Below are 20,116 nucleotides of genomic sequence, written 5' to 3'. Positions count from 1 at the left end.
AACTGGCCTTTTGGGCGCTGTGGCACTGTCGCCATGCGCGCCCGCCGGATGCCTGTATTTCCCGTTAAGTCTTCTCAACGGTCCTTGCCTCATGTGCAGGGATCCAGCCGGCGGCGCCTGTGCGTTTGCCTGACGCGGAAATACGAGTGTTCCCATGACTACGACCCCCTTTGCCTTGAAGCAAGAAGCCCTGACCTTTCTTGAACTCAACCCGGATATCGAGATGTTCGAGTTGTTCATCCTCGACAACAACGGCGTGCCACGCGGCAAACTGCTCCATCGCGATGAACTGCTGGCGGTCTATGAAAGCGGCCGGCCACTGCCGAGCACCATTCTCGGGCTGACGATCAATGGCGAGGACGTGGAAAACTCCGGGCTGGTCTGGGAGGTTGGCGATATCGATTGCCGGGCCTATCCGCTCAGTGGCAGTTTGCAGCGCATGCCGTGGCGGCAGCTTCCGACGGCGGCGGTGCAAGTCAGCATGCACCCGCAGGAGGGCCTGCCGGCGACCGTGGCCGATCCGCGGCATTTGCTGGTCAAGGTCATCGACGGGCTCAAGGCCGATGGTTATTACCCGGTGATGGCGGCAGAGCTGGAGTTTTACCTGCTCGACCAGCAACGCGACAGCAACGGTCGCCCGCAGCCCGCGCGGGATGTCGACGGTGGGCGGCCACGGACAACCCAGGTCTACGGCTTGCGTGAACTGGAGCAGATCGAGCCGTTTCTCGCTGACCTCTATGCGGCCTGCAAACTCCAGGGCATCCCGGCACGCACGGCGATTTCCGAGTACGCCCCGGGTCAGGTGGAAATCACCCTTGAACACCGCAGCGATGCGTTGCAAGCGATGGACGAAGCGGTGCGTTACAAACGTCTGGTCAAAGGCGTGGCGCATCGGCACGGGATGGTCGCGTGTTTTATGGCCAAACCCTTTGATGACCTGGCGGGCACCGGCATGCACCTGCACGTCAGCCTGGCGGACAAGCACGGCAACAACCTGTTCGCCAGTGAGGCGCCGGACGGCACACCACTGCTCAAGCACGCGGTGGGCGGCATGCTTGGCACCTTGCTCGATTCATTGTTGATGTTTTGCCCCAATGCCAATTCCTATCGACGTTTCCAGACCAACAGCTACGCGCCGCTGGCCGCGACCTGGGGCGTGGACAACCGCACCGTAAGCCTGCGCGTGCCAGGTGGACCGGCGTTTTCCCGGCACATCGAGCATCGCATCTGTGGTGCCGACGCCAACCCTTACCTGGCGGCTGCGGCGATTCTGGCCGGTATTCATCACGGCATTCGCGAACAGCGCGACCCCGGCGCCCCGGTCGAAGGCAATGGCTACGCGCAAGCCCGCGAGTTGCTGCCGACCGACTGGCTGACCACGCTGCGCGCGCTGGAAGCTTCGGCCTGGGCACGCGATGCGTTCGGCGGGGAATTCCTCGGGGTTTACCTGGCCGTGAAACGCGCCGAGTACCGTACGTTCATGGGGGAGGTCGGGGAGCAGGACTGGCGCTGGTATTTGCATCAGGCGTAATGCTGAAAGCGGCAGACTAGAGCCTGTATCGTGATTAAACCTTTTTTTCACGCGAAGCTTGATAACCTGTCGCCCGTCAGTCGTTCCCTTTATCAAGAGTCGCCAGTTATGTCTGCGCAACCCCCCTCCTCAGTCGAGCGTGAATTTGCTCGACGCTACGATCAGGAGCACGCTCGAGTCTGCCTCCAGCCGCATCCCCGTGGGCTGGTGCAGCGGTTTTTGCAGTGGCGTGGCAAGCGACTGGTGCGGCGCGCACTCAAGGTGGCTGGCGAACCGGGGCTGATTCTCGATGTGGCCTGCGGGGCAGGGGGCAACTGGCCGGTGCTGGCCGAGCACACCAACCGGGTGATTCTCGCCACCGACCCGTCTCAGGAAATGCTCGACCACGCCCAGACTCATCATCCTGCCGAGCTGCTCAAACGGGTCAAAACCTTTCAGAGCTCGGCATTCACCATCGGTTTGCCGGAAAACGCCGTGGATTGCATTTTTTGCATGCCATTGTTCCAGCACATCGAAAACAGTGAAGATCGCCTGGCGATACTGCGTGAGTTTCACCGGGTCAGTCGCGACGCGCTGATCGTGTCGGTACAGCGAGATGGGTACTTCAAGCTGCGTGCGCGGTTCGGCGAGGATGCACAAGCGCATCAACTGGCAACCAAGGCCGAGCTTGAGGCAGAGTTCCGGCAAGCGGGCTTCAAGACGCTCAAATACCTGGACACCCTGCCTGGCAGCGACCTGCCGCGAGTCTACGTGCTGCATAAAGCCGACTAGCTGTCCTATTCTTCTTGAGCCGCGGGAGTTTTGCTCAAGCGCTTGCTCAGTCAGTGCGCGGAAATCACCGGGGCCGATATATACTGCGCGCCATTCTTCAAGGGAGAGCCGTGTGGCCATCGATATTCACTGGATTCGCGACAACGATAGCCTCGGTCAGTTTTGCGCCCAATGGCAGCAGTTGCCGTTCGTCGCCCTCGACACCGAATTCATGCGGGTCGACACCTTTTACCCGATCGCCGGCCTGTTGCAGATTGGCGATGGCGAGCGGGCTTTCCTGATTGATCCGTTGACGATCGACAACTGGCAACCGCTGGCCCAATTGCTGGAAAACCCGGCAGTGGTCAAAGTGCTGCACGCCTGCAGCGAAGACCTCGAAGTCCTGTTGCGCTTGACCGGCAGCCTGCCAGCGCCATTGTTCGACACGCAACTGGCGGCTGCCTACCTGAACCTGGGCTTCTCCATGGGCTACTCGCGTCTGGTGTCGGAAGTACTCGGCATCGACCTGCCCAAGGGTGAGACCCGTTCCGACTGGCTGCAACGTCCGCTCTCGGAAACCCAGATCAGCTACGCCGCCGAAGATGCTGTGCATCTGGCGGAGCTTTTCGTGCGTCTGCGGCCAAAGTTGTCGGACGACAAGTACGCCTGGGTCCTGGAAGATGGCGCTGAGCTGGTGGCCAACCTGCGCCGCGAAGTCGACCCTTACGAGGTGTATCGCGAAGCCAAGCTGGCCTGGAAACTCTCCCGCGCGCAACTCGCCGTGCTGCGTGAACTCTGCGCCTGGCGCGAGCGCGAAGCCCGCGCCCGCGACCTGCCGCGCAACCGCATCGTGCGCGAGCATTCGTTGTGGCCGTTGGCACGTACCCAGCCGGACAATCTCGGGGCACTGGCGAAAATCGAAGACATGCACCCGCGCACCGTGCGTCAGGACGGTGAGTTCCTGCTGGGCTTGATCAAGCAGGCGGGCAGTGTCCCGCCGGAGCAGTGGCCGCCGGCGGTGCCGGAGCCCTTGCCGGTGGAAGCCGCGGCACTGGTCAAGCGTCTGCGGGCGCTCGGACAGGCCGAAGCTGAACGCTTGAACATTGCCCCGGAACTGATGCTGCGCAAGAAAACCCTCGAAGCCTTGCTCAAGAGCGGCTTCCCCGAGGGCCCTTACCATTTGCCTGATTCGCTGCGTGGCTGGCGCCGCGAATTGATGGGCCAGGCCCTGCTCGACTGCCTGGCCACTGCCGGAGAACAGCCTTGAAACGTATTTGCTCCATCTATAAAAGCCCGAAGAAAAACGAGATGTACCTCTATGTGCTCAAAAGCGATGCGCTGGAGCGCGTCCCGGAAAACCTGCTGCTGGCGTTCGGTAAACCGCATCACGCCTTCGACCTGGTGTTGACCCCCGAGCGCAAGCTCTCGCGCGAAGACATCACAGTGGTCCTGGAAAACCTCGACAAGCAGGGCTATCACCTGCAAATGCCTCCGGCCGAAGACGAGTACATCGAGCACTTGCCGGAAGAGCTGCTGCGACGCAATGATCCGGTTTGACGGGCATCTGTAGGGGCTCTGTCCAGAGCCTCTGGAAACAATGGAATTGATAATTTTGGCGAGGGCCGCGAGCGAGGGAGAAACACTCCTTCGGCGGCCTTGTGCACTGTTTTTGAAGGTTTGAACCATGCGCGTTCTGATTGCCGAACACGACCACGCTGTATATGCCCAACTGTTGCGTCAGGCCGCGCCTGACCTGCAGGTACTGACCAGCGGCGACTCCGCTGAATTGGCCGGCATGGCCGCCGACTGCCCGGTCTGGCTCGGCCAGCCGGACCTGTTGGCGACGCTGTTGCGTCAAGGTCATGAGCCTCAGTGGCTGCAATCGACCTGGGCCGGTATTACACCGTTGCTCGCCGATGGCTTGCCACGCCACTATCGGCTGACCCGTGCGGTCGGGATTTTCGGTCAGATGATGGCTGAATACGTGCTGACCTACATGCTGGGCCATGAGCGCGAAGTACTGGCGCGACTGGTCAGCCAGGTCGAGCGCAAGTGGGACAACCGCCTGGGCCAGAGCCTGGCGGGGCGCAAGGTGCTGATCGTCGGTACTGGCGATATCGGTCAGAGCGTGGCGCAGTTCCTGGTGCCTTTTGGCGTCAAGCTGTACGGGATCGCCAGTTCGCCGCGCGAGCAGGCGCCGTTCATTGAGGTCGCGGGGCTAGAGGATCTGGGGCGCCTGGTCGGTGAAGTCGATTACGTGGTCAACCTGCTGCCGAATACGCCGAACACTCACGATCTGTACAACGCCGCGTTGTTCAAGCAGTTCAAGTCGACCGGTTTGTTCATCAACGTCGGGCGTGGTGTGGCGGTAGTCGATGCGGACCTGGTCGAGGCCCTGAAGGAAGGGCATCTGGCGGGGGCGGTGATCGACGTCTGCCGTCAGGAACCGTTGCCGCAGCGCCATCCATTCTGGACCGCCTGGGGCTTGCTGCTGACCGGCCACAGCTCGGCACCCACCTCACCGCCGATGATGGTGCAGTTGTTTATCGAGAATCTGCGGGCGTATCAGGCCGGTGAAGCGTTGCGCGGAGAAGTGGATTTTACACGCGGGTACTGATCAACCCCGATCAACTGTGGGAGCGAGCCTGCTCGCGATGAGGCCTGCACATCTAACATCAAGGTTGAATGTGAAACCGTCATCGCGAGCAGGCTCGCTCCCACATTGGTTTTTCAGTGTGGCTTACAGGGTGAAATCACCCTCGGCCGCCAGTTCGCTCAGCGGGCGACGCGGGCTTGGGACTTCCCGGGCTTGCAGGTAATCGGCGAGGGTCGCCTTGTCGCCCAGCTTGCCGATCGCGACTGCCGCGTGCAGCGCGTAGCCTTCAGGAATATTCAGCTCCTTGCGGGTCAGCTCCTGATCGAAACCGGCCATGCCGTGGGTGTGCCAGCCGCTGATAGAGGCTTGCAGGGCCAAATGGCCCCAGGCGGAACCGGTGTCGAAGGTGTGCCACAGGGCGGCGGTTTCTTCGGTGGCGCCTGGCGCGGTGAAGGTGGTTTTCGAGATCACGATCACCAGGGCCGAGGCGTGTTGCGCCCAGCTGCGGTTGAACTCGTTCAGCAGGCCCAGGTAACGCTCCCAGTTCGGCGTATCGCGGCGCGCGTAGAGAAAACGCCATGGCTGCGAGTTGTAGGCCGACGGTGCCCAGCGAGCCGCTTCGAAAAAGCTCAGCAGGGTTTCTTCAGGGATACTTTCACCGGTGAAGGCGCGCGGCGACCAGCGATCAGTGAACTGTGGGTGAATGGCATATTCGGCAACGCGGGGATTAGCGCTCATGGACGAGTTTCCTGACTACGTTTATGAAGGAAAAGCTGAGTAAAAACCGACGCGCGCAGTTGAGCTGGGCAGTGAGGTTTTTCAGACCCGGGGCAATTGCCCTGAATGCAACGCGGTTGAGCGTTAATGGCACCTTGGCATGGGTCGTTGCGACTCGCAAAGCTACTTCGTGGCGGCATAACCGACAAGTTCTGTTCTACCGGCAGTCGCCAGCACTTGGCCCGCAGGGGCTGGGGCACTAGACTGGCGGCCTTTTCACCACCTGATGTTGATGCTTGAGCCATGGCCGCCAAAGTCGAACCTTTCTGGATACGCAAAACCCTCGAACAACTCGATCAGGAGGAGTGGGAGTCGTTGTGCGACGGGTGTGGCCTGTGCTGCCTGCAAAAGCTTGAGGACGAAGAAGACAACAGCGTCTACTACACGCGCATCGCCTGCAAACTGCTGGACCTGAAAACCTGTCAGTGCACCGACTACGCGAACCGTCGCGACTCGGTACCGGACTGCATCCAGCTCACGCCGGGCAAGGCCGACCAGTTCAAGTGGCTGCCGCCGACCTGCGGTTACCGTTTGGTCAGTGAGGGCAAGGACTTGCCGCTTTGGCATCACCTGGTCTGCGGCGATCGGGATGCCGTGCACCACGAGCGCATTTCCCAGTCCGGGCGTATGCTCGCCGAAGGCAGCGTGGCTGAGGATGATTGGGAAGATCATCTGATTTTTCGGGCGGGTTAAGTACCTGTCGTAGTACGAGCAAGTCACGAAGGAGTGTGTATGGCTGTTGGGTTGAAGCTGCCGTTGGTTTTGTCGTTGCTGGTGCTGGGTTCACCGGTGTGGGCGGCAAAAAAAGTCGATCTGGATTACCACGTACGACTATTGCCGCAAAGCGATCAGGCCGAAGTGCGCTTGACCCTGGCACGTGGCTCGGCGGTGCACAGCCTGGATTTTGATCTGGGCGATGGCAGCCAGTACAGCGACTTCAAGGCCGATGGTCAGTGGCAACTCACGCCGGGCAACGCGGCGCGTGGCGTCTGGCATCCGGCCGCTGACAAGGCCAGCCTGACCTACCGGGTACGCGTCAGTCACCCCCTCAAGAACGCCAGTTTCGATACCCGCATGACGCCCAATTGGGCGTTGATGCGTGGCGACGACCTGGTCCCGGCGGCGCGCCTGGATCAGCAGGACGGTGTCGAGCTGGTATCGCGTCTCGAGTTTGAATTGCCGGAAGGCTGGAAAAGCGTCGAGACTTCCTGGCCACGGGTTGGCAAGAACCGTTTTCGCATCGACAACGTTGCTCGGCGGCTCGACCGTCCCACGGGCTGGATGCTCGCCGGCAACCTGGGCAGTCGTCGCACACGCCTGGGCGAAACCGAAGTCACGGTTGCCTCGCCGCAAGGGCAGGGCATGCACCGGATGGACGTGTTGACGCTGCTGACCTTCGTCTGGCCGCAAGTGCAGGCGCTGTATCCACGTCATCCCGGCAAGCTGCTGATTGTGGGGGCCGCCGACCCGATGTGGCGCGGCAGCCTGGCCGGGCACGAATCGATTTATCTGCACAGTCATTTGCCGTTGGTCAGCGAAAGCGGCAGCAGCCCGTTGCTCCGTGAGTTGGTCCAGGTATTGGGGCGCATCAAGGACAGTGATCGCAGTGACTGGATCAACGAAGGCTTTGCCGAGTACTACGCGATTGAACTGCTGCGCCGTGCCGGTGGCATGAGCGATGATCGTTATCAGACGCTGGAAGACAAAATGGCCAAGGCCGGCCACCACGTCAGCACTCTGCGTGGCGATCAGCTCAGCGATGCGCAGCTCGCCAAAGCGGTGTTGCTATTGCAGGAACTGGACCGCGAAATTCGCCTGAAAACCCGCAACACGCGTTCATTGGACGACATGTTGCGCGGCGCCATGGACCTCGGACGGGTGAGCACCAAGGAGTTTGTGGTGCTGGCCCAGAGCATTATCGGCGAGCCGTCGAAAGTGCTGGAGACCGAGTTGCTCAGATAACTTGAGTCAAGCGCAATTGTGGCGAGGGAGCTTGCTCCCGCTGGAGCGCGAAGCGGTCCTGAATGCGGTAAACGCGGTTTACAGATAAACCGTGTAAGTCGAATTTACGACTGCTTCGCAGCCGAGCGGGAGCAAGCTCCCTCGCCACAGGGTTTTGCAGTGTTTCTCAAACCCCGGCCTTGGGCGATTTCAGCGAGTCATTACCCGTTACCGTCGCGGTACGGGTTGCCGTCTCGGCATTGGCTTTAAGGGTTTTGAGCTCAGCGCCGGCCCGTTCAATTTTCGAACGGGCGTTGTTCAGGTCCTGACGACTTTTTTCGAAGAAGCTTTTTGCCGAACTGTGACCGGTGATGCCGCGGGCCAGGGCTGCACCGCCGAGTGCCACCTCGATCAGCCCGAACACGCCACCACGGCGCAGGCCCTTGCCGACCATCACCACACCACCGGCCATGCTCGCGACGCGTTCCCAGCCCTGGACGTTTTGCGTTGGTGGCGTCTGGAGCGGCGTGGGTGCTACGCGTTTGATGTCGCTCATGATCTGTCTCCTCAGGGGCAATGGTTATACAGCCGACCGTGCAGTCGGTCGTCTCGTTCCATCCCGTGCCCAGCGTATCAGCGAAATTTTGGACCGGAACGGGTGTTATTGCCCTTGGCCATGCGGTCGTAAAGCACCACGTTGACGGTGGCGGCCAGATTCATGCAGCCGGTGGTCGGGATGTAGACCACGTCTTCGCACCACTCGCGAATCTCTTTATCGAGCGAACCGTCTTCCGGGCCGAAGATATACAGCGCACGGTCCGGGTGGGTGTATTCGGGCAACGAACGGGCGCCATCGACCAGTTCGACCGCCACCGGGACGCAGCCCAGCGGGAGGATTTTCTTCAGGTCGTCGATGCCGATCAGCGGAATGTCGTGGTGGATTTTCTTGGTGTCGGTGACAAAGTCACGGGCGCGTTCATAACGCTTGCCGGTGTAGAACACCGACGCCACGCCGTAGCAGCCGGCGGCGCGCATCACCGAACCGACGTTCTCCGGTGATTTGGGGTTATACAAACCAATGCAGCTGTACCGTTTGTTTGCCACGAGCGGGGTGCCCTTCGAGAAAAACCGCGATTATACGGGGATTGCTCGATGGCGGTCAGATTGTAGATTGGTGGTGTCGGGTCTATTGCTATCGCGAGCAGGCTCGCTCCCACAGGGGATCTTCTGTGAACACACTATGTGTGATCACCCAAAACCAATGTGGGAGCGAGCCTGCTCGCGATGAAGCCCGCTCAGACGCTGGAGGTCTTCAGTCGTCTTTTTTCATCAGCCCGGCCAACGCGGCGAACGGGTTATGCGTTGCCTTGGCGATTTTCGGCGTGCTCAGCGAGCCGTCGCCGAAGTACTGCTGGTCGGTGTAGCGCGAGTGTTCGTTGTCGTGGCAGTACAGGCACAGCAGCTCCCAGTTGGAGCCGTCCTGCGGGTTGTTGTCGTGGTTGTGGTCGCGGTGGTGCACGGTCAACTCGCTCAGGCGCTTGCCGGAGAACTCACGGGCACAGCGTCCGCAGACGTGCGGGTACATCTTCAGGGCCTTGTCGCGGTAACCCATTTCACGGTCGCGCTGGGCGTCGGCGAGGATGCGGTCCAGTTTGGCCGTGTTGGAGGGAGGCGTTGACGAACTCATGGGTTCACCTTTGTAAAAAAGACTAATGACGGTTATGAACAGAGTTTAGCTCAGGCCTTGAGCTTCTCGGCAATCCAGATCGTGTGTCGGGTGCCTTTGTTGCCATGGGCGAAGACTTGCACTTCTTCGGCCTTGAAGCCGGCCTTTTTCAATTTGTCGGAAAACTGCCGGTCAGCGCTGGCCGACCATACCGCGAGCACGCCTTTGGGGCGCAGGGCCTTGGCGCAGGCGCTCAGGCCACCGGCCGAGTACAGCCAGCTGTTGGCTTTCTGGGTCAGGCCTTCGGGGCCATTGTCGACGTCGAGCATGATCGCATCGAAACCTTGCGGTTCGGCCTGCAGGACCTTGGCCACGTCTTCCATGCGGATCACCGTGCGCGGGTCTAGCAGCGGTCGCCCGGACTTCTCGCCCAATGGCCCGCGGTTCCACTCGACCACTCCCGGCACCAGTTCGGCGACCACTACTTCGGCGGTCTTGCCCAGGTGCTTGAGCGCCGAAGCGAGGGTGAACCCCATGCCGAGACCACCGATCAGCACCCGTGAATTCGGCCGGCCAGCGACCTTGCGGCAAGGGATCTCGGCCAGGGCGTCTTCGGAGCCGTGCATGCGGGTGTTCATCAATTGTCCGCCGTCACCGCCCTGGATCTTGATGACGAAATCTTCGCCGTACTCGAACAGGCACAGGGCACCGCCGTTTTCGGGGATCGGGGTGGTGTCGAGCAGAACGAAACGTTTCATGGGGCTCTCTTTAAGGAGGGAAGCTGGCATCAGGGAGGAGAAACCGGCATTGAGAAGGGCAATCTTGCGCGGTTGGGAGTAGCCTTAAGGCAACAAGCAAGGGCAACGGAGCCATTGATGAAGCGCACCATTCTAACGGTCATTGTGTTGGCCGCGCTCTCGATAAGTGCAGCGCAGGCGCAAGAGTTGCAAACGGTCCCTGTTGCACCATCAGCGGCCCCCGGTTCACCCGGCACCGCAACCCCCACGCCATACCCGCAGATTACCCCGACCACGGTGCCCAAGGTCGGCAGCAGTAGTGGTGGTGAACCGTTATTGCCACCGATCGAAATGCCCAACCCGCCCAAGGACCAGACCTTGCCGGGGCTTGAGCAGATCCAGCAAAAAAACAAATCCCCCGGCGGTTAAATCTGTTGCGAGAGCAATTGGCCGTCGGCCATGCGCAGGCGTTTGGACAGCGACACGGCAATGGCGCGGATGATCTTCGCGGCGATTTTCGGCGCGTCGTTGAGCATCTTTTCCAACGAGTCCTTGCCCAGGTTGAGCAGTTGGCAATTGCTCGCCGCCACGCAACTGGCCGAGCGTCGTTCGCCGTCGAGGACGGCCATTTCGCCGAATGCCCGGCCGCTGCGCAGCGTGGCGATGGTCACCGGCTTGCCGTCGCTATTGGTTTTCTGCACCGCCACCTGACCCGAGTGAATGATGCACATGAAACTGCCGGCATCACCTTCGTGGAAAATCTCCTGGCCCTCGGCGATGGTGCTGATGCTGAAGTAGCCGGCAGCCGCCGTGAAATCGGCCAGTTGCAGTTGATCGAACAGGCCACAGTCCATCAGCCAGTCGCGAATTTCTTTGTTCAACAGGGTCGGTTCTGACATGTCATCACAGTCTTTTTCTTGTGTGTTGCCGGTTCGGGCTTTGTGGGTAATTGCCAATCCCTTGTGGGAGCGAGCCTGCTCGCGATAGCGGTGGTTCAGCCAACACCAATGTTGAATGTAATGCCGCCATCGTCGGATCGCCGCCCGGAGCAGGCTCGCTCGCACATTTAAGACCTGTACGCCTTACAGAGTTCCTCAGGCGATACCCAGTACCTTGAAAACAAATGCGTATTCGAGGGCTACATCACGTAATCCCTGATAACGCCCGCTCATCCCGCCATGACCGGCACCCAGTTCGGTCTTGAGCAGCAACAGATTATTGTCGGATTTGGTTGCCCGCAACTTGGCCACCCACTTGGCTGCTTCCCAATACTGCACGCGGCTGTCGTTGTAGCCGGCGATCACCAGGGTTGCCGGATAGGCGTGAGCGCTGACGTTTTCGTACGGCGCGTACGCCTTGATCCGATCATAAACCGCCGGCTCTTCAGGATTGCCCCATTCGTCGTATTCGGTAACGGTCAACGGCAGGTCCGGATCGAGCATGGTGTTGAGCACGTCGACGAACGGCACCTCGGCAATCGCCGCCGCGAACAGTTCCGGGCGCTGGTTGAGCACCGCGCCGATCAGCAATCCGCCGGCACTGCCGCCGCTGATGGCCAGTTGTTTGGCGGTGGTGTGGCCGTTGGCGATCAGGTGCTCGGCGCAGGCGATGAAGTCGTTGAAGGTGTTCTGCTTGTGTTCCTGTTTGCCGGCGCGATACCAGGCTTCGCCCAGCTCACCGCCGCCGCGCACGTGGGCGATGGCGAAGGCCATGCCGCGATCGAGCAGGCTCAGGCGCGCATGGGAGAACCACGGGTCGAGGCTTTCGCCGTAGGCGCCGTAGCCGTAGAGGTAAAGCGGCGTCGGCTTGCCGAGCATTTCACGTTTGACCACCAGGCTGATCGGCACCTGTGTGCCATCGGGCGCAGTCGCCCACAGGCGCTGACTGACGTAGGCATCGGCGTCGAAGGGGCCGAGCACCTGGGTTTCCTTGAGCACTTTCTGTTCGCCGCTGGCGAGGGTGAGCTGGCGAATCTGCGCCGGGCGATTCAACGCCTCGTAACGCAGACGGATCTTGTCGCTGGCAAACTCCAGGCTGTTTTGCACATGCAGGCTGTAGGCCGCGTCCGGCAGTTGCACGCGGTAAGCGGGCAGGCCTTGCGGGTGAACTTCGATGATCGGCAAGCCGCCTTCGCGCAGGCTCAGGGTCATGGCCGAGGCATTCAGGCTCATGCCATCAAGCATCACCGTGTCGCTGTGAGGGATCAGGTTTTGCCAGTCGCTTTCGGTTGGCGCAAGCCCGGTGTCGGCGGCCTGATACAGCGCAAAGTTGATGCCGTCGCGATTGCTGCGAATCAGCCAGGTCCATTGATCGTCGAGCTTGCCGTGGTCGACGTCGTACTCGTGATCTTCAACCCGTGGTGCCAGGCAGGTGAAGGCCTGTTGTGGCTGCGACGCATCGAGCACCCAGACTTCGCTGGTGGTTTTGCTGCCCAGCGACAGCAGCAACTGGCGTTCGGAGCTTGAGCGGTAGCAGTGCAGGAAAAACCGTCCGTCCGCTTCATGGAAGACTTCTTCGGCGGCGGTACCGTCGAGACGATAACGAAACAGCTTGTGCGGGCGATGGGTGTCATCCAGTTCGCCGAAAAACAGCGTCAGGCTGTCGTTGGCCCAGGTCATGCTGCCGTCGCAATTCTCGAACGCCAGTTCGCTGACCTTGCCGTTGGACAGCTCCTTGACGAACAGCGTGTAAATCTCTTCACCGCTGGTATCGAGGCTGTAGGCCAGGCGCTGGTGGTCCGGGCTGATGCTGAAGGCGCCCAACGAGAAAAACCCGCCATTGGCCAGCTCATTGGGGTCGAGCAGCAGCTGTTCCTGGCTTTCGTCGACCAGCAGGCTGTCGTCGGTCGGACGCGGGCAGCGGTAATGCCGGGCATATTCGTCACCGGCGACGGTGCGGGTGTAATACAGGTAAGGCCCCCACGGGGAGGGCAGCGACAGGTCGGTTTCGAGAATCCGGCTTTTTATTTCGTTGAACAGGGTTTCTCGCAGCTCGGCCTGGTCGGCCAGTTGTGCTTCCTGATAGCTGTTTTCAGCCTTGAGGTAGTCGAGCACCTGTGCGCTGTCGCGCTCCTGCAGCCAGGCGTACGGGTCATCGCCGTCGGCCTTGTGGGCAATCGGGGCGCTGCAAACGTGGGCGGAAAGGGGCATGAAGGACTCTCGGGCGTAATGTAAAAATGGCTTCACAGACAGCGGGGCAGCCTGATCGGTGAAAAGCCGTTATCATAAGCGCCTCTGTGCGACACGCGTAGCGTGTCTCCAAGACTTCGAGGTGTAGAGTCATCTTGAAGGGCTTCCGAAAGGAAGCCAAGAGCTTGGGTACCCAACCCCTAGAAACAAAACCCTCCCAGAAGTCCAATGCCTTCAAGGACTTGCCGCAGCGGCGGTGGCAAACTCAAGGTCGATTAGCGCTCGGTAGCTCGACCGCAGTACCAGATTTTCCGGTACTGGAGTGCCTACTACACATCAGCCCTGTTCAGGGCTAAACCCATGCGGGAGAGAATCCCCGCTGGGGTTCCCTCCTGCTTTTGAAACAGGAGGTAACAATTTCTTTGGGCATGCTGCCTCGGCAGTCCCTGCTCACATCAAACCGGAGACATGAGCGAAAGCTCTGTCTGTCATTGTCCATCTACCTTGCTCGCAAGGTGGCAGCGGACTCGTTGTGCGACCAACGATAGCCTAGGAAGACATGCGTCACTGGTAACGGTGAGGTGTGAAGCTCTTCTCACAATGTAGTCCCCGTCAGGGTGTGCTTTTGCCGCGAGGTAAAGCATAGATACTCGGAGCAGTGCCGGGTTGAGACGCTAGGCTGGTTGGTATGGGTAACGTAAGTGAACTGCTGATAAACGCCGTAATTATGAACAAGCCAAAACTGCTGTCAGGCTTGAGCCAAAAGGCACGTGGTCGGATACCTCTGTAGAGGCTTGAGGTACGTCGTCATAGGACCATCGGTGAAAAGGCAGGCCCTAAACCAATCGTGTGATAGGCAGGGAACGTGGTAAGCCCGTATGGCCGCCTTCGGGCAGGTGAACCGCAAGGGGATCTGTTGGCTGTGCGGGTATGGGATCGCAGAGAAAGCGAAAGCCGGGCTGTAATGGCTCGGATAGGGGTTGGGACATTACCTCACGGGAAACCGGGCAGACTTCTGCGTGGTCTTTCGTCGCATGAACTCTGACTGAACCTGTCTCAATGATCTTAGAGACCCGCAGTATTGGGCCTCCTACTAATCCAACCCTGACGGGAGCGTCCATTCCCGTCAGGGGATGCGTACGTCTTCTGCTCGGGGAAACTTGAGAGGAAGGCAGCATGATAGAGCACAGCCAAATGGCCGTGCCTGCGCTTTCCGGCACTCCGCAACAATGGCATGACATCGATTGGTGTCGAGTTCAGCGGAATGTTCGGGCAATGCAGGTGCGGATTGCGAAGGCTTGTCGGGAAGGCAAATGGCGCAGGGTGAAAGCCCTGCAACGGATGCTGACCCGCTCTCGATCGGCCAGATACTTGGCCGTACGGCGAGTCACTGAAAACCAGGGTAAGCGCACGGCGGGAGTCGACCGCGTGCTCTGGGATACACCCGACGCAAAATGGAAAGCGGCAAATGGGTTGAAGCGTCACGGATATAAGCCACGACCTTTACGGCGTGTGTTCATTCCGAAGTCGTATGGGAAGGAACGCCCTTTGGGTATCCCAACCATGACTGACAGGGCTATGCAGGCGCTGTATTTGCTGGCTCTGGCCCCCATTGCAGAAACCAAGGGCGATCCGAATAGCTACGGCTTCAGGATCGAACGCTCCACGGCGGATGCGATGGGTCAGTTGTTTGTTTGCCTGTCCAAGAAGGTCTCGGCCCAATGGATACTGGAGGCGGACATACAAGGCTGCTTTGATCACATTAATCATGACTGGATGCTCGCCAACGTCCCTACGGACAAAGCGATTCTTCGGAAATGGTTGAAGGCTGGCGTGATTCATAAAGGCCAGCTACAGGCAACGGATGCTGGTACGCCACAAGGCGGGATTATCTCGCCTACCTTGGCAAATATGGCGCTCGATGGTCTGGAAACACAGCTCAAGCAGTATCTGGGCGTGACAAGGGCCAGAAAGCTGAAGATCAACGTGGTGCGGTATGCGGATGATTTTGTGATTACTGGAAACTCGAAAGAGGTACTGGAAAGCGAAATCAGACCTTGGGTGGAGCAATTCCTGGCAGTACGCGGGTTGCAGTTATCCCCTGAGAAAACACATATCGTCCATACCGATCAAGGCTTCGACTTTCTGGGTTGGAATTTCCGTAAGTACGACGGGAAGCTTCTGATCAAACCGAGTAAGAAGAACGTCAAGGCGTTCTATCACAAGGTGAAGGAGGTCATCGACGCCAACAAGATGGCGAAGCAGGAGTATTTGATTCGATTGCTCAATCCCATCTTGAAAGGCTGGGCGCTGTATCACCAGCCTGTAGTAGCCAAGCAGGCCTACAGCCGCATGGATAATTTGTTGTTTTATGCTCTATGGCGTTGGGCAAAGCGGCGGCACCCGAACAAGTCACTGCAATGGATCGGGAAGAAGTATTTCCGAACTCAAGGAAGCAGAAGTTGGGTGTTTGCCACCACGATGTTGGAGGAAAACGGGACAAAAAAGGAGGTCGCTCTGTATTCGCTTGCGAGTACACCGATCGAACGACACAGGAAGGTTAGTGGGGAGTACAACCCCTTCGACCCTTCCATGGAAGAAATGGGCGAGAAGCTGCGGACGGCACAGATGCTGAAAAAGCTGAAGTATCGCAAACAGATTCTCAGTCTCTATCAAAGCCAGAAAGGACTGTGTCTGATGTGCAAACAACCGATTACGAAGGAAACGGGATGGCATGACCATCACATTATCCACCGCACTCATGGCGGTAGAGACACCCTGGATAACCGGGTACTATTGCATCCTATTTGTCACCAACAGCTTCACAGCCGTGGATTGACAGTGAACAAACCGGCTCCGCAAGGGGCTTTCTAAAGACTTGAGCCGTATGCGTTGAAAGGCGCACGTACGGTTCTTAGGGGGAGGCAGGCCAGTAATGGCCTGTCTCTACCCGACTTGCCTGCCTTGCCATGGACACCATGACCGAGAACGACTATCTGATCGCTTGGGGCCTTTACGCCTTTGCCGCTTTAGGCTGCCTGTTGGTGTGGATGCGGCTGACCCGCTGGATGTGGCGCTGGTTGCGCGAGCCACTGCGTCTGCTCATGGTCGTGCTGTTGTTCAGCCCGACCATTATCGACCCGGTGAAGGAAAAATTCGCCCCGGCCATCGCCATTACCGCCCTGGACCTGCTGTTCAAGGTTGGTAACAACATCTGGCGCGCGATCTCCGACCTGGTCATGTACAGCATGATCGCCTTCGGCATTTACCTGATCTTCGCGTTGATCCGCTTTCCCATCGAGCGCGCCGCCAATGCTCGCAAGGAGCGGGAGGCCGCCGCGAAAGCCGCTGCCAAGGCTGCCGATCCGGATGATGACCAGCCCTTCGGCGGTGCTGGCGATGATCGTTATGGTCGCCCGCCGGTTCCGAGCAACCCCCAGCGTTCGCGAGTTGAACCCCGTCTTTGACGTTGCCCCGGCATTGAAGCGAGAGTCCAGGCATGTGTGAATTATTGGGCATGAGCGCCAATGTACCGACCGATATCGTGTTCAGCTTCACCGGGCTGATGCAGCGTGGCGGTCGAACCGGCCCGCATCGGGACGGTTGGGGCATCGGGTTTTATGAGGGCCGTGGCCTGCGCTTGTTTCAGGACCCGGCGGCGAGTTGTGAGTCCGAAGTCGCGCAGCTGGTGCAGCGCTATCCGATCAAAAGCGAAGTGGTGATCGGGCATATCCGCCAGGCCAACGTCGGTAAGGTCTGCCTGTCCAACACTCACCCGTTCGTGCGTGAGTTGTGGGGCCGCAACTGGTGCTTCGCGCATAACGGCCAACTCGCCGACTTCCAGCCAACCGCCAGTTTTTACCGGCCCATTGGCGATACCGACAGCGAAGCGGCATTCTGCGATGTACTCAACCGCGTGCGTGAAGCCTTCCCGGAACCGGTCGACGTCGAGCAGTTGCTGCCGAGCCTGGTGGCGGCGTGCGCCGAATACCGCAGCAAAGGTGTGTTCAACTGCCTGTTGAGCGACGGCGACTGGCTGTTCTGTTATTGCTCGAGCAAATTGGCGCACATCACCCGACGCGCACCGTTTGGTCCGGCACGCTTGAAGGATGCGGACGTCATCGTCGACTTCCAGGCCGAAACCACCCCCAACGATGTGGTGACGGTCATTGCCACCGAACCCCTGACTGAAAACGAAACCTGGACCCGTTACGAACCGGGCCAATGGAGCCTGTGGCGACGCGGTGAATGCGTCAGCCAGGGCAAGACCGAATAAGGAACACCTTTCTATGTTGCTCAGTTATTTGCGGCTGGTGTTGTTTGCGATCGGCCTGTTGGTGGGCGTGCAGGTGCCGGGTTTCATCAACGATTACGCCAAGCGGGTCGAGGCGCACCTGATCGAAGCGCAGACCGGCTTGCGAGGGTTTCAAGGCACTGCCGAGCAGTTCTTCAAGGGCGACCTGCAAGCTCTGGTCGCTCATTACCGTGCCAGTGACGACCCGGTGTTTCGCAGCGATGCCGACAGCCTGAGCACCTTGCTCACTCGCCAATTGGCGCTGGACAAGCAATTCCAGGCCATGCAAGGCCCGTGGTACATCCGCTTCTTGCAGGTGGTGTTGGCGGCTGACCCGGATATTCGCAAGGAAACCTGGAATGGCTACAGCTACCAGCTGTTGCTGACACCTGAAGCCATGGGCTGGGGACTGAGCGGGGCGATGTTGCTGTCGTTCGGTCTGGAATGCCTGTTCCGTCTGATCGACTGGGTGGTGTTGGGCGGCAAGCGCCTGCGCCAGAGCCGGCCGATTGAAGAGCGCGATTTACGCGGTTTGTAACGCCATCGAAAGTGCAGGAGCCGGCACGCCGGCTCCTGTTTTATTTACCAATCGATCGAGTAGCTCATGCTCAACGTACGGCCTTCGGCGTTGGCGAACGGCGCTTCGGCGTTGGCCTGGGCGAACAGGTTGACGTACGTGCGGTCGGTCAGGTTGTACACCCCGCCTTCAAGACGCCCCACCGGCAATCGCACCGAGCCCAACAGGTCCACCAGCGTATAGCCCTTGATGTCGCGCCCGTTGTCGTCCTTGGCGGCGGCGTCGTAACTGGCCAGGCGCATGCCTTGCAAGCGCAGGGTGTAGTCATCTTCGGTGTAGCCGACGAACAGCGTGGTCTTGGCCGGTGAGATGCGTGTCGCCGGCAGGTCGATCCATCTGCCGTTCTGCTCGGTCTCGCCCTTGGCCCACGCATAAGTGCCCCCCACCGACCAGTGATCGGTCGCGCGGTAGGTCAGGCTGTTTTCGATGCCGCGTACCCGTTCCTTCTGGTTGATCAGGCGCAGGACACGATCATTGGCATCGTAGAACTGGGTCACGTCCGAGGTGTTTTCATACACGGTGACGTCGGCCTGCCACTGGTCCCAGTTACCGCGCCAGCCCAACTCGTAGCTGTCGACCTTGATGGCCTGGGCGTTGAGGCTCTGGATGTCGAAAGTGCTGTTGACGTCACGCAAGAAGCGCTGGATATCCGGCAGCGAAAAACCCTGGCTGTAATTGGCGAAGAGGTCCTGGTTTTCACTCAGGTGATAAACCGCGCCCAGGTTGTACAGCGTGGCGTCATATTTGAGGGTGTCGCCGGGCAGGGTGGCGCGCACACCGGTCTGGACGATCTGACCGTAGGCGATGCTGTCGGCGACCTCACTTTCGATCCACTCGCGGCGCACACCGCCACGCAAGGTCCAGTCGCCAACGTCCCAGGACATTTGCCCGAACAGCGCCTTGGTGGTGGTTTCGAGATCCGGGCCCATCTCATAGGTGGTGCCGGTCTTGGTGTAGGTCAATCCTTTGAGGGTGTACTGGTCACCCCGCTGGCGAGAGCGCTCGTGATCGTAGTCGGCGCCCCAGACCAGATTGCCCGTAGCGCTGCCGATGGCCGGCAACGGCGTGTCGATGGCCGCGCGCAAGCCGTAGACATCCTGCACGCTGTTGTTGTCGGCGATCCCGGCCTTGCCCCGCGACAGGTCCGGGAAGAACAGCGCGTCGGCCCGACGCCAGTAGCTTTCCAGCTGCAGGCCCTGACCGTAGAAGTCCTTGTCGGTGTAGTTGAGGTTGACCGCCTGGTTATGGGTGTAGGGCTGGTCGTCGAGTTTCAGCCCTTTGACCGCTACGGCTTGCTGCAGGTTTTTCGGGTCTTTGGTGAAGTCCGTGTCCTGCTGGTCCTTGTAGTCCTGCAGCGACAGGCTGAGTTTTTTATCGGCATCCAGTTCGTAACCGAAACGACCTTGCAGGTCATAGGTTTCGGTGTCCATGTTGCTGCCCTGGGAGGTGTCCTGAGGGATGCGCTTGCCGTTGCCATCGAATTGATCGTTGCGCTGGGTCAGGTCGGCGGACACGTACCAGTCCAGCGCATCCTTGCGCCCGGTCGCACTCTGGAAAGCTTCGTAGGCGAAGCCTTTGCTGTTGAGGTTGTTTCCGCTGGTCAGGCCCAGTTTGCTGCTATAGGCAATATCCTGGCCCTGGTTGCGCTTGGTGATGATGTTGATGATGCCGCCCGAAGCGCCGGCACCGTAGATGCTGCTGGCGCCGGAAATCACTTCGATGCGCTCGATGCTGGCCGGCGCGATGCTGTTGAGCTGGCGGAAGTTGTCGCGCGTAGCGTTCTGCGATACGCCGTCGATCAACACCAGCATGTTGCGCCCGCGCAGGGTCTGGCCGAAGTTGCTCATCCCGCCGCTGGATGGCGCAAGGCCGGGCACCAATTGCCCAAGAATGTCGGAGACCCGGCGACCCGCGCCGCTCTGCTCGCGGACCTGCTGTTCGTCGATGACCTGCACCGAGCCGGGAATCGAGGCAATGCTCGCTTCGCTGCGAGTCGCCGAGACGACGGTGGCTTGCATGTTCAGGGTGCCGGGTTGCTGTTCGGTCTCCTCGGCCCAGGTTTGGGCGCTGAAGGAGCCAAGCAGCGGAATCAACAGGGAAAGTTTTGTTCGGGTCATGA

The 20,116-nt window shown here is 59.8% G+C and carries 20 protein-coding genes; 12 read left to right on the top strand and 8 right to left on the bottom strand.

Going from position 1 to position 20,116, the window contains the following annotated elements:
* Positions 1 to 154: 154 nt before the first annotated feature.
* From AC1DIH_RS04610 to AC1DIH_RS04590, 5 genes are all read left to right on the top strand, one after another.
* The gene (locus AC1DIH_RS04610; RefSeq protein ID WP_477770765.1) at positions 155 to 1,531 is read left to right on the top strand and encodes a glutamine synthetase family protein; all 1,377 of its coding nucleotides are present in this window, start codon (positions 155 to 157) and stop codon (positions 1,529 to 1,531) included.
* A gap of 108 nt (positions 1,532 to 1,639) precedes the next feature.
* Positions 1,640 to 2,302: a class I SAM-dependent methyltransferase gene (locus AC1DIH_RS04605; protein ID WP_477770764.1), complete on the top strand. Its 663-nt coding sequence runs from the start codon at positions 1,640 to 1,642 to the stop codon at positions 2,300 to 2,302.
* A 112-nt stretch (positions 2,303 to 2,414) separates the two neighbouring features.
* On the top strand, positions 2,415 to 3,548 hold the full coding sequence (gene rnd, locus AC1DIH_RS04600; RefSeq protein WP_477770763.1) for a ribonuclease D: 1,134 nt from the start codon (positions 2,415 to 2,417) through the stop codon (positions 3,546 to 3,548).
* Positions 3,545 to 3,838, top strand: coding sequence for a YcgL domain-containing protein (locus AC1DIH_RS04595; protein WP_477770762.1), 294 nt, complete (start codon positions 3,545 to 3,547; stop codon positions 3,836 to 3,838). The genes rnd and AC1DIH_RS04595 overlap by 4 nt, the downstream gene beginning before the upstream one ends.
* Positions 3,839 to 3,965: 127 nt before the next feature.
* Entirely contained in the window at positions 3,966 to 4,898 is a 933-nt protein-coding gene (locus tag AC1DIH_RS04590; protein ID WP_477770761.1) for a D-2-hydroxyacid dehydrogenase, read from the top strand.
* A gap of 123 nt (positions 4,899 to 5,021) precedes the next feature.
* Here the strand turns inward: AC1DIH_RS04590 and AC1DIH_RS04585 are convergent, their stop codons facing one another.
* A complete protein-coding gene (locus AC1DIH_RS04585; RefSeq protein ID WP_019692497.1) occupies positions 5,022 to 5,615 on the bottom strand; it encodes a nitroreductase family protein in 594 nt (197 codons plus the stop codon).
* Positions 5,616 to 5,897: 282 nt separating this feature from the next.
* On the opposite strand from AC1DIH_RS04585, the gene AC1DIH_RS04580 reads away from it, so the two are divergent.
* A complete protein-coding gene (locus AC1DIH_RS04580; protein ID WP_054596149.1) occupies positions 5,898 to 6,347 on the top strand; it encodes a YcgN family cysteine cluster protein in 450 nt (149 codons plus the stop codon).
* 39 nt (positions 6,348 to 6,386) lie between these two features.
* Complete coding sequence (locus tag AC1DIH_RS04575; protein WP_477770760.1) at positions 6,387 to 7,616, top strand: hypothetical protein; 1,230 nt, start codon at positions 6,387 to 6,389, stop codon at positions 7,614 to 7,616.
* 166 nt (positions 7,617 to 7,782) lie between these two features.
* On the opposite strand, the gene AC1DIH_RS04570 is transcribed toward AC1DIH_RS04575, so the two are convergent.
* The 4 genes from AC1DIH_RS04570 to AC1DIH_RS04555 form a co-directional block, all read right to left on the bottom strand.
* A complete protein-coding gene (locus AC1DIH_RS04570; protein WP_477770759.1) occupies positions 7,783 to 8,151 on the bottom strand; it encodes a YgaP family membrane protein in 369 nt (122 codons plus the stop codon).
* Positions 8,152 to 8,228: 77 nt separating this feature from the next.
* Positions 8,229 to 8,699 carry an RNA methyltransferase gene (locus AC1DIH_RS04565; protein WP_019692493.1) on the bottom strand — a complete coding sequence of 157 codons (471 nt, stop codon included), beginning with the start codon at positions 8,697 to 8,699 and terminating at the stop codon, positions 8,229 to 8,231.
* Positions 8,700 to 8,907: 208 nt separating this feature from the next.
* Positions 8,908 to 9,282, bottom strand: coding sequence for a YajD family HNH nuclease (locus AC1DIH_RS04560; RefSeq protein WP_054596159.1), 375 nt, complete (start codon positions 9,280 to 9,282; stop codon positions 8,908 to 8,910).
* 50 nt (positions 9,283 to 9,332) lie between these two features.
* Positions 9,333 to 10,019 carry a spermidine synthase gene (locus tag AC1DIH_RS04555; RefSeq protein ID WP_477770758.1) on the bottom strand — a complete coding sequence of 229 codons (687 nt, stop codon included), beginning with the start codon at positions 10,017 to 10,019 and terminating at the stop codon, positions 9,333 to 9,335.
* Positions 10,020 to 10,136: 117 nt separating this feature from the next.
* Between AC1DIH_RS04555 and AC1DIH_RS04550 the strand changes: the two genes are divergently transcribed.
* Positions 10,137 to 10,427, top strand: a complete 291-nt coding sequence (locus AC1DIH_RS04550) for a hypothetical protein (protein ID WP_477769649.1) — start codon at positions 10,137 to 10,139, stop codon at positions 10,425 to 10,427.
* On the opposite strand, the gene AC1DIH_RS04545 is transcribed toward AC1DIH_RS04550, so the two are convergent.
* Together AC1DIH_RS04545 and AC1DIH_RS04540 are read right to left on the bottom strand one after the other, a co-directional pair.
* Positions 10,424 to 10,897, bottom strand: a complete 474-nt coding sequence (locus AC1DIH_RS04545; RefSeq protein ID WP_054598263.1) for a cyclic nucleotide-binding domain-containing protein — start codon at positions 10,895 to 10,897, stop codon at positions 10,424 to 10,426. The two genes, AC1DIH_RS04550 and AC1DIH_RS04545, sit on opposite strands and share 4 nt — an antisense overlap.
* Positions 10,898 to 11,092: 195 nt before the next feature.
* Positions 11,093 to 13,147 carry a S9 family peptidase gene (locus tag AC1DIH_RS04540; protein WP_477770757.1) on the bottom strand — a complete coding sequence of 685 codons (2,055 nt, stop codon included), beginning with the start codon at positions 13,145 to 13,147 and terminating at the stop codon, positions 11,093 to 11,095.
* Positions 13,148 to 14,302: 1,155 nt separating this feature from the next.
* Here AC1DIH_RS04540 and ltrA point away from each other — a divergent pair.
* The 4 genes from ltrA (at position 14,303) to AC1DIH_RS04520 (ending at position 17,958) form a co-directional block, all read left to right on the top strand.
* Positions 14,303 to 16,000 carry a group II intron reverse transcriptase/maturase gene (ltrA, locus tag AC1DIH_RS04535; protein ID WP_477770756.1) on the top strand — a complete coding sequence of 566 codons (1,698 nt, stop codon included), beginning with the start codon at positions 14,303 to 14,305 and terminating at the stop codon, positions 15,998 to 16,000.
* A gap of 95 nt (positions 16,001 to 16,095) precedes the next feature.
* Positions 16,096 to 16,593: a hypothetical protein gene (locus AC1DIH_RS04530; protein ID WP_054598264.1), complete on the top strand. Its 498-nt coding sequence runs from the start codon at positions 16,096 to 16,098 to the stop codon at positions 16,591 to 16,593.
* 32 nt (positions 16,594 to 16,625) lie between these two features.
* Positions 16,626 to 17,402 carry a class II glutamine amidotransferase gene (locus AC1DIH_RS04525; protein WP_477770755.1) on the top strand — a complete coding sequence of 259 codons (777 nt, stop codon included), beginning with the start codon at positions 16,626 to 16,628 and terminating at the stop codon, positions 17,400 to 17,402.
* Positions 17,403 to 17,415: 13 nt separating this feature from the next.
* A complete protein-coding gene (locus AC1DIH_RS04520) occupies positions 17,416 to 17,958 on the top strand; it encodes a DUF2937 family protein (RefSeq protein WP_054596163.1) in 543 nt (180 codons plus the stop codon).
* 44 nt (positions 17,959 to 18,002) lie between these two features.
* Here the strand turns inward: AC1DIH_RS04520 and AC1DIH_RS04515 are convergent, their stop codons facing one another.
* Positions 18,003 to 20,114, bottom strand: a complete 2,112-nt coding sequence (locus AC1DIH_RS04515; RefSeq protein ID WP_477770754.1) for a TonB-dependent receptor — start codon at positions 20,112 to 20,114, stop codon at positions 18,003 to 18,005.
* Positions 20,115 to 20,116 lie beyond the last annotated feature (2 nt).

The organism is Pseudomonas sp. 05N36 (assembly GCF_056397385.1).
This window is presented reverse-complemented; position numbering and strand designations above follow the sequence as displayed.

Bases quoted from the DNA above. Each gene is read 5' to 3' on its own strand.
- AC1DIH_RS04610 (WP_477770765.1), top strand. From the start codon at position 155: ATGACTACGACCCCCTTTGCCTTGAAGCAAGAAGCCCTGACCTTTCTT.
- AC1DIH_RS04605 (WP_477770764.1), top strand. From the start codon at position 1,640: ATGTCTGCGCAACCCCCCTCCTCAGTCGAGCGTGAATTTGCTCGACGC.
- AC1DIH_RS04590 (WP_477770761.1), top strand. From the start codon at position 3,966: ATGCGCGTTCTGATTGCCGAACACGACCACGCTGTATATGCCCAACTG.
- AC1DIH_RS04585 (WP_019692497.1), bottom strand. From the start codon at position 5,615: ATGAGCGCTAATCCCCGCGTTGCCGAATATGCCATTCACCCACAGTTC.
- AC1DIH_RS04580 (WP_054596149.1), top strand. From the start codon at position 5,898: ATGGCCGCCAAAGTCGAACCTTTCTGGATACGCAAAACCCTCGAACAA.
- AC1DIH_RS04575 (WP_477770760.1), top strand. From the start codon at position 6,387: ATGGCTGTTGGGTTGAAGCTGCCGTTGGTTTTGTCGTTGCTGGTGCTG.
- AC1DIH_RS04570 (WP_477770759.1), bottom strand. From the start codon at position 8,151: ATGAGCGACATCAAACGCGTAGCACCCACGCCGCTCCAGACGCCACCA.
- AC1DIH_RS04560 (WP_054596159.1), bottom strand. From the start codon at position 9,282: ATGAGTTCGTCAACGCCTCCCTCCAACACGGCCAAACTGGACCGCATC.
- AC1DIH_RS04555 (WP_477770758.1), bottom strand. From the start codon at position 10,019: ATGAAACGTTTCGTTCTGCTCGACACCACCCCGATCCCCGAAAACGGC.
- AC1DIH_RS04550 (WP_477769649.1), top strand. From the start codon at position 10,137: ATGAAGCGCACCATTCTAACGGTCATTGTGTTGGCCGCGCTCTCGATA.
- AC1DIH_RS04545 (WP_054598263.1), bottom strand. From the start codon at position 10,897: ATGTCAGAACCGACCCTGTTGAACAAAGAAATTCGCGACTGGCTGATG.
- AC1DIH_RS04540 (WP_477770757.1), bottom strand. From the start codon at position 13,147: ATGCCCCTTTCCGCCCACGTTTGCAGCGCCCCGATTGCCCACAAGGCC.
- ltrA (WP_477770756.1), top strand. From the start codon at position 14,303: ATGATAGAGCACAGCCAAATGGCCGTGCCTGCGCTTTCCGGCACTCCG.
- AC1DIH_RS04530 (WP_054598264.1), top strand. From the start codon at position 16,096: ATGGACACCATGACCGAGAACGACTATCTGATCGCTTGGGGCCTTTAC.
- AC1DIH_RS04525 (WP_477770755.1), top strand. From the start codon at position 16,626: ATGTGTGAATTATTGGGCATGAGCGCCAATGTACCGACCGATATCGTG.
- AC1DIH_RS04520 (WP_054596163.1), top strand. From the start codon at position 17,416: ATGTTGCTCAGTTATTTGCGGCTGGTGTTGTTTGCGATCGGCCTGTTG.
- AC1DIH_RS04515 (WP_477770754.1), bottom strand. From the start codon at position 20,114: ATGACCCGAACAAAACTTTCCCTGTTGATTCCGCTGCTTGGCTCCTTC.